This window comes from Streptomyces sp. NPDC015144, from assembly GCF_043079735.1.
Classification (GTDB): Bacteria; Actinomycetota; Actinomycetes; order Streptomycetales; family Streptomycetaceae; genus Streptomyces.
Window position 1 is genome coordinate 73,615 of record NZ_JBIBUU010000010.1, and the last position, 14,463, is coordinate 88,077.

The 14,463-nt window shown below is 72.0% G+C and carries 11 protein-coding genes; 8 read left to right on the forward strand and 3 right to left on the reverse strand.

Going from position 1 to position 14,463, the window contains the following annotated elements:
* Window positions 1-9: 9 nt before the first annotated feature.
* The 5 genes from ACF08W_RS18740 to ACF08W_RS18760 all read left to right on the forward strand — a co-directional run bounded on the left by ACF08W_RS18740 (window position 10) and on the right by ACF08W_RS18760 (window position 5,178).
* Complete coding sequence (locus ACF08W_RS18740) at window positions 10-903, forward strand: ABC transporter permease (protein ID WP_352274391.1); 894 nt, start codon at window positions 10-12, stop codon at window positions 901-903.
* Window positions 876-1,631 carry an ABC transporter ATP-binding protein gene (locus tag ACF08W_RS18745; RefSeq protein WP_352274390.1) on the forward strand — a complete coding sequence of 252 codons (756 nt, stop codon included), beginning with the start codon at window positions 876-878 and terminating at the stop codon, window positions 1,629-1,631. Before ACF08W_RS18740 ends, ACF08W_RS18745 begins: the two co-directional genes overlap by 28 nt.
* Window positions 1,632-1,788: 157 nt before the next feature.
* Window positions 1,789-2,817, forward strand: coding sequence for an ABC transporter substrate-binding protein (locus tag ACF08W_RS18750; protein ID WP_392279880.1), 1,029 nt, complete (start codon window positions 1,789-1,791; stop codon window positions 2,815-2,817).
* On the forward strand, window positions 2,814-4,022 hold the full coding sequence (locus tag ACF08W_RS18755; RefSeq protein ID WP_392279881.1) for an LLM class flavin-dependent oxidoreductase: 1,209 nt from the start codon (window positions 2,814-2,816) through the stop codon (window positions 4,020-4,022). Before ACF08W_RS18750 ends, ACF08W_RS18755 begins: the two co-directional genes overlap by 4 nt.
* A 67-nt stretch (window positions 4,023-4,089) precedes the next feature.
* On the forward strand, window positions 4,090-5,178 hold the full coding sequence (locus tag ACF08W_RS18760; RefSeq protein WP_385213719.1) for an NAD(P)-binding domain-containing protein: 1,089 nt from the start codon (window positions 4,090-4,092) through the stop codon (window positions 5,176-5,178).
* Window positions 5,179-5,190: 12 nt separating this feature from the next.
* Here ACF08W_RS18760 and mltG read toward each other — a convergent pair whose 3' ends face one another.
* Together mltG and ACF08W_RS18770 are read right to left on the reverse strand one after the other, a co-directional pair.
* Window positions 5,191-6,039 (reverse strand): endolytic transglycosylase MltG, encoded by an 849-nt coding sequence (mltG, locus tag ACF08W_RS18765; RefSeq protein ID WP_352274386.1) that lies wholly within the window; start codon window positions 6,037-6,039, stop codon window positions 5,191-5,193.
* 482 nt (window positions 6,040-6,521) lie between these two features.
* On the reverse strand, window positions 6,522-8,327 hold the full coding sequence (locus ACF08W_RS18770) for an ABC transporter ATP-binding protein (RefSeq protein ID WP_392279882.1): 1,806 nt from the start codon (window positions 8,325-8,327) through the stop codon (window positions 6,522-6,524).
* A gap of 140 nt (window positions 8,328-8,467) precedes the next feature.
* Here ACF08W_RS18770 and ACF08W_RS18775 point away from each other — a divergent pair, with 140 nt between their 5' ends.
* The 3 genes from ACF08W_RS18775 to ACF08W_RS18785 all read left to right on the forward strand — a co-directional run bounded on the left by ACF08W_RS18775 (window position 8,468) and on the right by ACF08W_RS18785 (window position 13,595).
* Complete coding sequence (locus ACF08W_RS18775) at window positions 8,468-8,911, forward strand: MarR family winged helix-turn-helix transcriptional regulator (protein ID WP_392279883.1); 444 nt, start codon at window positions 8,468-8,470, stop codon at window positions 8,909-8,911.
* Window positions 8,912-8,973: 62 nt separating this feature from the next.
* Window positions 8,974-11,922: an FAD-binding and (Fe-S)-binding domain-containing protein gene (locus tag ACF08W_RS18780; RefSeq protein WP_392279884.1), complete on the forward strand. Its 2,949-nt coding sequence runs from the start codon at window positions 8,974-8,976 to the stop codon at window positions 11,920-11,922.
* A gap of 236 nt (window positions 11,923-12,158) precedes the next feature.
* Window positions 12,159-13,595, forward strand: a complete 1,437-nt coding sequence (locus ACF08W_RS18785) for a Gfo/Idh/MocA family protein (RefSeq protein ID WP_392279885.1) — start codon at window positions 12,159-12,161, stop codon at window positions 13,593-13,595.
* 73 nt (window positions 13,596-13,668) lie between these two features.
* Here ACF08W_RS18785 and ACF08W_RS18790 read toward each other — a convergent pair whose 3' ends face one another.
* Entirely contained in the window at window positions 13,669-14,460 is a 792-nt protein-coding gene (locus tag ACF08W_RS18790; RefSeq protein WP_392279886.1) for a metal-dependent hydrolase, read from the reverse strand.
* Between the last annotated feature and the right edge of the window lie 3 nt (window positions 14,461-14,463).

Here is a 14,463-nt window from a genome sequence, read left to right on the forward strand (position 1 = left end):
GGAGGTCCCATGACCCTCGACCATGCCGTCGCACCACCGGACATATCACCTGAACGCAGTAAATCATCTGCCCTGTCAGGTCCCCGGCCACTCGGTCTGGAGCCCCTTGTCCCGGCTTCCGCGCGTGCCACACGTCTGCGCGCCGTACCGCGCTGGATCCGGCGCGCCACCGGGCCGCTGCTGCTGTTGGCGCTCTGGCAGGTGCTCAGTTCCACCGGCGTCCTGCACGCCGATGTGCTCGCCTCGCCCGGCACCATCGCCCGTGCCGGAGGGCGGTTGGTGGCCGACGGGACGCTGCCGTCCGCGATGGGGATCTCGCTCCGGCGGGTCGCCGCCGGGCTGCTGATCGGCGGCGTCGTCGGCACCGCCCTCGCGCTGGTGTCCGGGCTCTCCCGGCTCGGCGAGGACCTGGTGGACGCGAGCGTGCAGATGCTGCGCACCGTGCCCTGGGTCGGGCTGATCCCGCTCTTCATCATCTGGCTGGGAATCGGCGAGGCGCCGAAGGTGGCGCTGATCGCGCTCGGTGTCGCCTTCCATCTGTACCTCAACGTCTACGCGGGGATCCGCGGCGTCGACGCCCAGCTCATCGAGGCGGGCGAGTCGCTGGGGCTCGGCCGGTGGGGGCTGGTCCGGCACGTGGTGCTGCCGGGCGCGCTGCCCGGGGCCATGACCGGGCTCCGCTATTCGCTCGCCACCGCCTGGCTGGCCCTGGTCTTCGGCGAGTCCGTCAACGCCGACGCCGGGATCGGCTTCCTGATGAACCAGGCCCGCGAGTTCTTCCGTACCGACGTGATCGTGGTCTGCCTGGTCGTCTATGCCTTCCTCGGCCTCACCGCCGATGCCGTCGTCCGCGTACTCGAAAGGCTGCTGCTGCAATGGCGACCGACCTTCACGGGGCAGTGAGCCCCGAAGCTCCCGCCGACCCGGCGACCGTCGCCGTACGGGTCGAGGGGCTGACCCGGTCCTTCGACGGCAGGGCCGTCGTCGACGGGCTCGATCTCACCCTGCGCGCCGGGGAGTTCACGGCGCTGCTCGGGCACAGCGGCTGCGGGAAGTCGACCCTGCTCCGGGTGCTCGCCGGGCTGGACCGTGAGATCGAGGGCACGGTGCTCGTGCCGAAGCGGCGGGCGGTCGCCTTCCAGGCACCCCGGCTCATGCCGTGGAAGCGGGTCTGGCGCAATGTGCTGCTCGGGCTCCCCGGGAAGCCCGGACGGGCGCTCGCCGAGCGGGCGCTGGCGGAGGTGGGGCTCGGGGAGCGGTCCGGGGCCTGGCCGAGGACGCTCTCCGGGGGTGAGGCGCAGCGCGTCTCGCTGGCCCGTGCCCTGGTGCGCGAACCGGATCTGCTGCTGCTCGACGAGCCGTTCGGGGCGCTGGACGCGTTGACCCGGCTGCGGGCGCAGCGGCTGGTGGCCGAGGTCTGGCAGCGGCGCGGCTGCGCCGTGCTGCTGGTCACCCACGACGTGGACGAGGCGCTGCTGCTGGCCGACCGGGCGCTGGTGATGCGGGACGGGGTGATCGCGTACGAGACACCGGTCGCGCTGGACCGGCCGCGCGGTGCGGGCGGCCCGAAGTTCACGGCGCTGCGCTCCCGGTTGCTGGCCGAGCTGGGTGTCGAGGGCGGCACCGCCTGAACGGGGCGTACGGCGTACGCCCCCGCGCGCACGCCCGCTCGGAGCACGACACGAACCCGACGCAGGACCCGCGACGTACGAAGCGAACGAACCACGAATCCGACACGCGACGCACGCATCACGCATCACGACGCGCGTCGCAGCGAAGGAGCAACCGATGAGAATCCGTGCCCTGGCCGCCCTGCTGCTGCCCCTGGCCCTGCTGGCGACCGCCTGCGGAGGGGCCTCGTCCGCCTCGTCCGCCGGCGCCACCGACGGAACGGGCGACGTCGTCCTCGGCGTCGGGGACCAGAAGGGCGGCTACGAGGCCATCCTCCGCGCCTCCGGTGAACTGGACGGACTCGACTACCGCATCAAGTGGTCCACCTTCTCCTCCGGCCCGCCCCTGCTGGAGGCGGTCCAGGCCGAGGCCGTGGACATCGGGGGTGTCGGCAACACGCCTCCGGTCTTCGCGGCGGGATCCGGCTCCCGGATCACCGTGGTGGGCGCCACCCACGGCTCGTCGGCCGGTGAGGCGATCGTGGTCCCCAAGGACTCCCCGCTCACCTCCCCGAAGCAGCTCAGGGGCCGGTCGGTCGCGGTGGCCCAGGGCAGTTCGGCCCACTACCAGCTGATCGCCTCGCTGAAGAGGGCGGGGCTGGGCATCGACGACGTGAAGCTCAAGTACCTCCAGCCGGCCGACGCGCTGGCCGCGTTCAGCCGGGGCAGGGTCGATGCCTGGGCGATCTGGGATCCGTACACCTCGCAGGTGCTCCGGAGCACCGGGGCCCGGGTGCTGACCACCGGCGAGGGCGTGGTGAACGGACTCGGATTCCAGGTGGCCTCGCCCGCCGCGCTGAAGGATCCCGGGAAGTCCCGGGCGATCGGCGATCTGCTGCTGCGCCTGAAGCGGGCGCAGGCGTGGGTGTTCAAGCATCCGGAGGAGTGGGCGAAGGTCTGGGCGAAGGAGACCGGGCTGCCCTACGAGGTCGCCCTGGACTCGGTGGAGCGCAGCCACGGGACCCGGGTGTCGGTCGCGGTCGATCCGGCCGCCGTCGCCTCCGAGCAGCGGATCGCCGACACCTTCGCCGATCTCGGACTCGTCCCGCGGCGCTTCGACTTCGCGGACTTCGTCGACACCCGCTTCAACCGCGACCTGCCCCCGTCCACCACCGCTCCCCGTTCGTACGGAAAGGCCACGTCATGAACGTCCATCTGCACTGGTTCCTGCCCACCGGCGGCGACGGCCGCACGCTCGTCGACCGGCACGCGTACACCGACGGCGGAATCAAGCGGAGCCGGATCACCCCGGTCGGCGGGGTGCGCGCACCCGACATCGAGTATCTGGCGCAGATCGCCAGGGCGGCCGAGCAGTTGGGCTTCGAGGCCGTGCTGACGCCCACCGGGACCTGGTGCGAGGACGCCTGGCTGACGACCGCGGCGCTGTCCCAGCACACCCGGCGGCTGAAGTTCCTGGTGGCGTTCCGGCCCGGGGTGATCTCGCCGGTGCTCGCCGCGCAGATGGCCGCGACGTATCAGCGGATCACCCGGGGGCGGCTGCTGCTCAATGTCGTCACGGGCGGCGACTCGACGGAGCAGCGGCGGTTCGGCGACCGTCTGGACCACGACCGGCGGTACGCGCGCACCGCGGAGTTCCTGTCGGTGCTGCGGGGTGTGTGGGGCGGTCGCCCCTTCGACTTCCGCGGGGAGCACTACCAGGTGGAGGGCGGGCTGACGGCGCTGCCGCCGGACCCGGTTCCGGACATCTTCTTCGGCGGCTCGTCCGCGGCGGCCGGTCCGGTGGCCGCCGCTCACACGGACGTCTATCTGACCTGGGGGGAACCGCCCGCCGCGGTGAAGGAGAAGATCGACTGGATCCGTGGCCTCGCCGAGGAACGGGGGCGTACGGTCCGCTTCGGGATCCGGCTGCACACGATCTCGCGGGATTCCTCGCGCGAGGCCTGGGCGACGGCGAACCGGCTGCTGGACGACCTCGATCCGGAGACGGTCGCCGCCGCGCAGCAGGCGCTGGGGCGGAGCGAGTCGGTCGGGCAGCAGCGGATGCTGGCCCTGCACGGCGGTTCGCGCGAGGGGCTGGAGATCGCGCCGAACCTGTGGGCGGGCGTCGGGCTGGTCCGGGGCGGTGCGGGCACCGCGCTGGTCGGCAGCCACGCGGAGGTCGCCGACCGGATCGAGGAGTACCACGCCCTGGGGGTGGAGCACTTCGTGCTGTCGGGGTACCCGCATCTGGAGGAGGCGTACTGGTTCGGTGAGGGTGTCACGCCCGAGCTGGCCGCCCGCGGTCTGCTGTCGACCGTCCCCGCCTCGCCGCTGCTCGGGGCGCCCGCCGTGAACGGCGGGCCGGCGTCGGCGCCGGGCGGGGCGCCGCTGCTGGTCGCCGGGGGGCGCTGAACGGGGACGTCCGGCCGGGAAGATCTCCCCACCCCGCACGGTTAGTAGAAACGTGAACGATTCTGGGGTGGCCACCGCACGCGAGACCGAGGTCGTCGTGATCGGCGCCGGGCAGGCAGGACTGTCCGGCGCCTTCCATCTGCGCCGCACCGGCCTGGAGCCGGACCGCGACTTCGTCGTGCTCGACCATTCCCCGCGCCCGGGCGGCGCCTGGCAGTTCCGCTGGCCCTCGCTGACCTACGGCAAGGTGCACGGCATGCACTCCCTGCCCGGCATGGAGCTGACCGGGGCCGACGACAGCCGCCCGTCCTCCGAGGTGATCGGCGCCTACTTCGACCGGTACGAGTCCGCCTTCGGCCTGCGGGTCCACCGCCCGGTCGACGTGACCGCGGTACGGGAGGGGCCCGAGGGGCGGCTGCTGGTGGAGAGCTCCGAGGGTACGTATGCCACCCGGGCGCTGATCAACGCCACCGGCACCTGGGACCGGCCGTTCTGGCCGCGCTATCCGGGTCAGGAGAGCTTCCGGGGGTGGCAGGTGCACACGGCGGGGTATCCGGGCCCGGACGCCTTCGCCGGGCGGCGGGTGGTGGTGGTCGGCGGCGGCGCCTCGGGGACGCAGCATCTGATGGAGATCGCCGAGGTGGCTGCCGAGACGTACTGGGTGACGCGACGGCCGCCGGTCTTCCGCGAGGGGCCCTTCGACGCCGCCCGGGGGCGGGCCGCGGTGGCGCTGGTGGAGGAGCGGGTACGGCGCGGGCTGCCGCCGAGGAGCGTGGTGAGCGTGACCGGGCTGCCGCTCACGGACGCGGTGCGCCGCGCCCGCGCGTCGGGGGTGCTGGACCGGCTGCCGATGTTCGACCGGATCACCCCGGACGGGGTCGCCTGGGACGACGGGCGGAGGGTCGGGGCGGACACCATCCTCTGGGCCACCGGCTTCCGGCCCGTGATCGACCACCTCGCACCGCTGAAACTGCGCGAGCCGGGCGGCGGCATCCAGGTCGAGGGCACCCGCGCGGTGCGCGACCCCCGCGTCCATCTCGTCGGGTACGGGCCCTCCGCGAGCACGATCGGCGCCAACCGGGCGGGCCGGGCCGCGGTGCACGACATCGGCCGGCTGCTGGGACGCTCGGGGGCGGCGACGCCCGTCACGGCCTGAGGGGCCGGGCACTCAGCCGCCGGAGCCGCTGCGATGGTTGCGGTTGAACTCCTCGACGTTCCGCTGCTGTTCCGTATAGCTGCTGGTGAAGCGGGTGTCGCCGGGCGCGACCGTGACGAAGTACAGCCATGTCCCGGGGGTGGGGTCGATCGCGGCCGTCATCGCCTGCTCCCCCGGATTCCCGATGGGCGTGGGCGGCAGGCCCTTGCGTTCGTAGCTGTTGTACGGGCTGTCGATCCTCGTGTCGCCCTTGGTCGTGTGCAGGGTGCTGCGGTTCAGGGCGTAGTTGAGCGTGGAGTCCATCTGGAGCGGCATGCCCAGGCGCAGCCGGTTGTGGATCACCCGGGCGACCTTGCCCATGTCGGCCACGCTGTCCGCCTCGGCCTGGACGATGCTGGCGATCACCACCGTCCCGTACACCGACACGCCGTTGCGCCGGGCACCCTCGGCGATGTGGTCCGCGCCGAACCGCTGGAGCGCGGTGTCGACCATGTAGCGGAGCAGTCCCCGCGGGGTCGTGGCGGAGGTGACGGGGTACGTCGCCGGGAAGAGGTAGCCCTCGGGGTTGCCCTTCGCCTCGGCGGGGAGCGGCAGGTCCGCCGTGCCTGCGGCCTTCTCGGCGGTTCCGGGCTCGACCGCGAGCGATCTGTCGACCGCCGCGTACACCTGGGAGGCCCGCCACCCCTCGGGGATCACGAGCGAACGGGCCCGCTCGACCTCGGGCCCCCTCGTCAGCAGCGGTACGAGGACGGCGGCCGCCACGGCGAGGACGAGCACGAGGCCGATGAACAGCGCCAGGCGGCCGCGCCGGGTCGGACGGAGTCCGCGGCGGGGCGGTGCGGGCGTGGGCTCGTTCACCATGCGGGCACGCTATCCCGGCGTCCGGAAGCCGGACGGGAGGACACGGGACCGCTCCCGTTCCTCTCGGCACCCCGCCCCTCCCGTCAATGGAACATACGAACAGGGGATCGTGTGTTCGCTGGAACGCGTGATCGTCCCGTCATTCGTTGCTCAACTCCCTTACGGCGAAGGATGATTACAGGGCGCAAGCGACGGGCTGCAGACCGCGATCGCGCTGTCCCACATATGCATCACGCACAAGGAGAAACACCGACATGAACATCCTCACCAACCTGCTCGCCGGCATCGTCCACTTCGTGGGTTGGCTCGTCTGACCGTTGCTCCGCACGGCGCCGCCGCTCCCCGTCCCACGGGAGCGGCGGCGTCGCCGCGTTTCCGGTCCCTGCGCACGGGTGCGCGTGCGGGGCCGGTCCGTCCGCACGGGTGTGGGGGCGGGGCCGGTCCGTCCGCACGGGTGTGGGGGCGGGGCCGGTCCGGGCGGGTCAGCCGGCCACGGGGTCCGGTTGCGTGTCCCGCCCGACCAGCGCGGCGTAGCGGCCGCCCTGCTGGAGGAGCTCTTCGTGGCTGCCCCGCTCGACGGTGCGGCCGCCGTCCAGGACGACGATCTGGTCGGCGTCCCGGATGGTGGAGAGCCGGTGCGCGATGGTGATCGTGGTGCGACCCTCGGAGAGCGCGTCGATCGCTTCCTGCACCGCCAGCTCCGTACGCGTGTCGAGGGCGCTGGTCGCCTCGTCGAGCACCAGGACGGGCGGGTCGCGCAGAATCGTGCGGGCGATGGCGAGCCGCTGCTTCTCCCCGCCCGAGAACCGGTAGCCGCGCTCGCCGACCAGCGTGTCGTAGCCGTCGGGCAGACCGGCGATGTGGTCGTGGATCTGCGCGGCGCGGGCCGCCGCCTCGATCTCGGCGTCGGTCGCGTCCGGTTTGGCGAAGCGCAGGTTGTCGGCGACCGAGGCGTGGAAGAGGTAGGTCTCCTGGGAGACCACGCCGACGGCCCGCGCCAGGGTGTCGAAGTCCAGCTCGCGCACGTCGACCCCGTCGAGCGTGACCCGGCCTCCGGTGACGTCGTAGAGCCGGGGCACCAGGTAGCTGAGGGTGGACTTGCCGGAGCCGGTCGCCCCGACGACCGCCAGGCTGCTGCCCGCCGGGACGGTGAGGTCGATGCCGCTGAGGGTCGGCCCGCTCCTCTTGTCATAGCTGAAGTCGACGCCCTCGAAGCGGACCTCCCCGCGTATGTGCTCCAGGCGGACCGGGTTCTCCGGCTCGGTGATCTCCACGTCGAGATCGAGGTACTCGAAGATCCGCTGGAAGAGCGCCAGGGACGTCTGCATGTCGACCCCGGTGGAGAGCAGGCTCACGGCGGGCCGGAAGAGACCCTGCTGGAGCGAGACGAAGGCGACCAGGGTACCGATGGAGACGACGGCCCCGCCGCCCTGGAGGGCCAGCCCGGCGGCCCAGTAGATGACCGCGGGCATGGCGGCCATGACGATGCCGATCGTGGACATCCGCCATCGCCCGGCCATGCTGGAACGCACTTCGAGGTCGACGAGCTTCTCGGACTCCTCGGCGAAACCCCTGGTGAGGGAGTCCGCCCGGCCCATCGTCCGGCCGAGCAGGATGCCGCTGACGGAGAGCGACTCGGTGACCGTGGCCGCCATCGCGGCCATCTGCTTCTGGCGCCGGGTGATGATCTTCTTGCGCTCGCGGCCGACCCGGCGGCTGATCCAGACGAAGACCGGCAGCAGCAGGAGCGAGACGAGGGTGAGCCGCCAGTCGAGTGCCACCATGGCGACGACCGTGGCGACCACGGCGGTGAGGTTGGAGACCAGGGAGGTCGCGGTGGAGGTGACCGTCGACTGCATGCCGCCGATGTCGTTGGCGATGCGGGACTGCACCTCGCCGGTGCGCGTCCGGGTGAAGAAGGCGAGCGGCATCCGCTGGAGCTGGGCGTAGACCGCCGTGCGCAGGTCATGCATGACGCGCTGGCCGACCGTCGTGGAGATCAGCGTCTGCAGGACACCGAAGACGCTGGTGGTCACGGCGGTGAGGATCATGCCGAGGGCGAGCAGCGACAGCAGCCCCGTGCGCCCCTGGGGGATGGCCGTGTCCAGGATCTCGCGGAGCAGGAAGGGCGAGGCGACCGACACCAGCGAGGAGGCGCCGACCAGCAGGCCCACCAGGGCGAGACGGCCCCGGTAGGGATGGAAGAGACGCAGGATGCGGCGCACCTCGGCGGGCGGACGGTCGGCGTCCTTCGGCGGAGGTGTCCAGTCGATCCGATCGGGTTTCATGAGCTCCTTCGTGGGGTGCGACCGCGGCGGCCCGGGTCCGGGGGCGCACGCGGGGCCGGGCTGGGCCGGCCGGTGGTTTGAGAGCCTAGCTCATTGTTACCTATACTCACAATGAACGAGGTCCTGATATTGTTCCCTCCATGGAATCCTCCGACGTCGACGGCGTGCTCGCCGAGCAGCTGCTGCGGGTGACCCGCAGACTTCAGCGCATCCAGGGCCGCCAGCTGGAGCCGATGGGCATCACGCCCGCGCAGTTCCGGCTGCTGCGCACCGTCGCCCACTACGACGGCCCGCCCCGGATGGCCGATCTCGCGCAGCGCCTGGATGTCGTTCCCCGCGCCGTGACCACCCTGGTCGACGGACTGGAGGCGAGCGGTCGGGTGCGGCGCGCCCCCGATCCGGACAACCGCCGGGTGATCCGGATCGAGATCACCGAGGAGGGAATCGCCACCCTCCGGTCGCTGCGCGACGCGCGCCGGGCCGCCGCGGAGGAGATCCTGGCCCCACTGACCGTCGCTCAGCGCGAAGTGCTCGGCGATCTTCTGACCGCCCTGGTCAACGGGATGCCGGAGCGTCGCTGCTAGCGTCCGCCCGGGTGGCACGCATCCGCCCGTACGCCTGACCGAACAGCCGAGGAGACCTCGCCATGCCCCTGCTGGAGCCGAAGCCGGAAGCCCTCCGCCCCGCGGCGCGTACCCCCTCCGTGGACCGGGTGGCCGCCCGGCAGGCTCCGGGTACGCCGGAGCCGCTGCGCGGCGACCTCGTCGCCCTGCTCGGGCCGGAGAAGGTGCTGTGGAAGGTCTCCGACCTGGTGAAGTACGCCTCGGACGCCAGCCCGTACCGCTTCGTCCCCCAGGTCGTCGTGGTCCCGGAGGACATCGACGACATCTCGGCGATCCTCTCGTACGCGCACGGGAAGGGCCGGGAGGTCGTCTTCCGGGCGGCGGGCACCAGCCTGAACGGTCAGGCCCAGGGCGAGGACATCCTGGTCGACGTCCGCCACCACTGGGCGGGGATCGAGGTCCTGGACGACGGCGCGCGGGCCCGCGTCAAGCCGGGTACGACGGTCGTGCGGGCCAACGCCGCCCTCGCCCGGCACGGCCGCCTGCTGGGCCCCGACCCGGCCAGCGCCATCGCCTGCACGATCGGCGGGGTCGTCGCCAACAACGCCTCGGGGATGACGGCGGGCACCACGCGCAACTCGTACCGCACGGTCTCCTCCCTCACCTTCGTCCTGCCGAGCGGCACCGTCGTCGACACCGCCGCTCCGAACGCGGACGAGGAGCTGGCCCATGCCGAGCCGCGGCTGTGCGAGGCGCTGCTGGCCCTCAAGGCGGAGATCGAGGCGGATGCCGGGCTGACCGCCCGGATCCGCGCCAAGTACGAGATCAAGAACACCAACGGCTACCGCCTCGACGCCTTCCTGGACGGCTCGACGCCGGTGCAGATCCTGCGCGGTCTGATGGTGGGCTCCGAGGGCACGTTCGGCTTCATCTCCGAGGTCGTCTTCGACACCCTGCCGCTGGACCGCCGGGTCTCCACCGCCCTGCTCTTCTTCCCCTCGCTGACCGCGGCGGCCGCGGCGGTGCCCCGTTTCAACCAGGCGGGGGCGATCGCCGTCGAGCTGATGGACGGCAACACGCTGCGCGCCTCGGTGAGCGTCCAGGGCGTTCCGGCGGACTGGGCGGAGCTGCCCAAGGAGACGACGGCGCTGCTGGTGGAGTTCCGCGCCCCCGACGAATCCGGCCAGGAGGCGTACGAGCAGGCGGCGGCCGCCGTCGTCGAGGGGCTCGACCTGGTCGCGCCCGTCGCCTCCGTGACCAACGCGTTCACCCGTGACGCCAAGGTGATCTCCGGCTACTGGAAGGCCCGCAAGGCGTTCGTCACGGCGGTCGGCGGCTCCCGGCCCTCCGGCACGACGCTGATCACGGAGGACTTCGCGGTACCGCCCTCCCGGCTGGCCGAGGCGTGCGAGGCCCTGCTCGGGCTCCAGGCGCGGCACGGCTTCGACGCCGCCGTCGCCGGCCACGCGGCCCACGGAAACCTGCACTTCCTGCTCGCCTTCGACGCGGCGAAGCCGTCCGACGTCGACCGCTACGCCGCATTCATGGACGACTTCTGCCGGCTGACGGTGGAACGCTTCGACGGCTCCCTGAAGGCCGAGCACGCCACCGGCCGCAACATCGCCCCCTTCCTGGAGCTGGAATGGGGCCCCAAGGCGACCGAGCTGATGTGGCGCACCAAGCAGGTCATCGACCCGGACGGGGTGCTGGCCCCCCGGATCGTCCTGGACCGCGACCCGAAGGCCCATCTGCGCGGGCTGAAGACGATCCCCGAGGTCGAGGCGGTCGCCGATCCCTGCATCGAGTGCGGGTTCTGCGAACCCACCTGCCCCAGCCACGACCTGACGACGTCCCCGCGCCAGCGCATCGTGCTGCGCCGCGAGATGATGCGCCAGCCGGACGGCTCACCGGTGGAGACGCAGCTGCTCGACGCGTACGGGTACGACGCCGTCGACACCTGCGCGGGCGACTCGACGTGCAAGCTCGCCTGCCCGGTGGGGATCGACACCGGGGCGCTGATGAAGGACTTCCGCCACCGGCGGCACTCGCCGCGCGAGGAACGGATCGCGGCGAGTGCCGCGAAGAACTTCAAGGCGGTGGAGGCGGCGGCCCGGCTGGCGGTGGCCGCCGCCGGCCGGATCGGTGCGCGCATCGGCAACGGTCCGCTGGAGGCCGTCACCGGGCTCGCCCGCAAGGCGGTCCGCCCCGACCTGGTGCCCGAGTGGCTGCCGGAGATCCCCGGCGCCGCCGCCCGGAAACTCCCCCGTACCTCCCGCGTCGGGGCGAGTGCCGTCTACTACCCGGCGTGCGTCAACCGCATCTTCGGCGGCCCCGAGGGCCATCGGGGCCCCTCGCTGCCGCAGGCCGTGGTCGCCGTCTCCGCCCGGGCCGGAAAGCCGGTCTGGATCCCCGACGACGTCGCCGGGACCTGCTGCGCGACGATCTGGCACTCCAAGGGGTACGACGAGGGCAACAGGGTCATGGCCAACCGCATCGTGGAAGCGGCCTGGGGCTGGACGGCCGGCGGCAGGCTGCCGCTGGTCGTCGACGCCTCCTCGTGCACCCTGGGCATCGCCCACGAGGTGGTGCCGTATCTCACCGAGGACAACCTGGAGCTGCACCAGGAGCTGACCATCGTCGACTCGCTGGTCTGGGCGGCCGACGAACTGCTGCCGGAGCTGACGGTGGTCCGGAAGACCGGCTCGGCGGTCCTGCACCCGACGTGCTCCATGGAGCATCTGGGCGACGTGGAGCAGTTGCGTACGGTCGCGGAGGCCGTAGCCGAGGAGGTCGTCGTCCCCGACGACGCCGGATGCTGCGCCTTCGCGGGCGACCGGGGGATGCTGCACAAGGAGCTGACCGCCTCGGCGACGGCCAAGGAGGCCGCCGAGGTGAACGAGCGGGCGTACGACGTGTACCTCTCGGCCAACCGCATGTGCGAGGTCGGTATGGACCGTGCCACGGGCCATTCGTACTACTCGGTGCTGATGGAGCTGGAACGGGCGACCCGGCCGGGGGCCGCGACGCGCTGACGGCCGGGGTCCTCGGCCCCGTACGCCCCCCGCCCCGGAAGGTAGCCGGGCGGGCCCGCTGTCCCCGGGCCCGCCCGGCTTCCGTATGCCCGCAGGCCGGCGGAGGTCACGAAAGTCCATGGTTTCGGCACGGGAGTCCAATCGCTCCCCTTGCGCAGCACCTGCACCAACTACCAAGGTCGTCACCGAAGTTCATGAGCAAGCCGCGCACGTCAGACCCCCCTTACGGAGGATCGATGAACGACGCAGCACATCGGAACGACGGTACGGAGCACGGCGGCGAGGGCGCGATGAGCCGCCGCTCGGTGCTCCGGACGACCGCCGGAGTGGCCGGTGCCGGCCTGGGGCTCGGCGCCGTCGGCAACCCTACCGCGCACGCCGCATCCCCCACGGACGCACCGGCCGCCGGGACCCCGGAGCGCCGGGGCAGGACCATGGTGGGGGTGCCCTTCGAGCCGCGCTCCACCGTCCGGGTCGGCATCGTCGGCCTCGGCAACCGCGGCGGCAGCATGATCGACCTCTTCCTCGCCGTCGGCGGCGTACGGGTCGTCGCCGTCTGCGACCCGGTGAAGGAGAAGGCGCAGCGGGCCGCCGCCAAGGTGACCGCCGCGGGCCAGCCCGCACCCGCCGTCTACACCAAGGGCGAGGACGACTACGAGAAGCTCTGCGAGCGCGGGGACATCGACTTCGTCTATGTGGCGACGCCCTGGGACTTCCACTTCCGGATGGCGAAGACCGCGCTGCTGAACGGCAAGCACGTGGGCGTGGAGTGTCCGATCGCGCTCCAGCTCGACCAGCTCTGGGAGCTGGTCGACCTCTCCGAGCGCACCAGACGTCACTGCATGCAGCTGGAGAACTGCTGTTACGGGCAGAACGAGATGCGGGTGCTGCGCATGGCGCACGCCGGTCTCTTCGGCGATCTGCTGCACGGGGCGGGCGCCTACAACCACGACCTGCGCGGCCTGATGTTCGATCCGGACTACTACGAAGGCCCCTGGCGCAGGCTCTGGCACACCCGGTTGCGCGGCGATCTCTACCCCAACCACGGCTTCGGCCCGGTCGCCAACTACATGGACATCAACCGCGGCGACCGCGCGGTGAGCATCACCAGTGTGGGCTCCCCGGCCCTCGGTCTCGCCGAGTACCGCGAGAAGCACATGCCGGCCGGTGATCCGAGCTGGAAGGAGACGTACATCGAGTCCGACCGGACGATCAGCCTGGTCCAGACCGCCAAGGGCCGGGTCATCCGGCTGGAGCACGACGTCTCCACCCCGCACCCCTATTCGCGGATCAACAGCCTCGGCGGTACGAGGGGCGTCTTCGAGGACTATCCCGCGCGGATCTACATCGAGCCCGACCACACCGACGACAACTGGGGCGACTTCGGGAAGTACCGGGAGTGGGACCACTGGCTGTGGAAGGAGCACGCCAATCCGCCGGGCGGTCACGGCGGGATGGACTACATGCTGGTGTTCCGGCTGATGCAGTGCATGCGGCTGGGGTTGGTCCCGGACTTCGACGTGTACGACGCGGCGACCTGGACGGCGCCGGTGCCGCTGAGCCATCTGTCCATCAGGGCGAAGGGCGCCCCGCAGCAGATCCCGGACTTCACCCGGGGTGAGTGGAAGAAGGCCCGCCCCGGCATGGACTCGGAGAACCCGGAGCCGGCCTGACCAATCGGTGCACGTGAACGGGCGGGCCGGGGGTGCGCACCCCCGGCCCGCCCGCCGCGGAGCTTCCCGGCCCTCAGAAGACGTTCAGGGCGGCCGCCCCGCCCACTCCCCCGAGCACCATGAACACCGGCATCAGCACCTTCAGCTCCACCCAGCTGCCGGCCTTGAACCGCATGGCCTTCGGCGGGCCGACCGGGTACCAGCGCTTGCGGCCGATCGGGATGGGCCACAGGATCGGGCAGCCGGAGACGGTCAGCGCGTCCCCGATGTCGTGGACCAGGGCGCCGAGCACGATCGGCAGCCCGAGCCACATGTACTCCTGGCCGGGGCCGGTGAACAGCCAGTCGGAGCCGTTGCCCGGCTCGTCCAGCACACCGGCCAGTATCCAGGCGCTGGTCGCGCCGAGCATCCACACCAGGACGTCGCTGGACACCCGGGCCGCCCGCCACAGCAGCCCTTCGACCGCGAGCACCAGGTGGACGAAGAGGATCCCGAGGACGGCCCACCGGCCGCCGGTGATCGCCGCGGCGGAGGCCCCGGCGCCGATCAGGACGGCCCAGGCCCAGGTGTGGGTCAGGGTGCGGTGCCCGCCGTTGCGGTTGGAGTCGCCGCGCATCCTGGTCGCCTTGTACACGGCGTGCGAGAGCTTGTCGACGATCTCGCAGAGTCCCCGGGACACCGGACCGAAGGCGCGCGAGATGGTCGCGGACTTGTGGTCGAGGTCCGGGGCGAGCGCCGCTCCGGCGGTGATGAGCGCGCCCACGACCAGGACGGGCCAGGGCATCGGATGGCCCGCGGCGGAAGCCGCGGCACCCACCCCCAGCCAGGCCGCCGCCCCGGACAGAGAGTGTGCCGGTCCCATCATGGT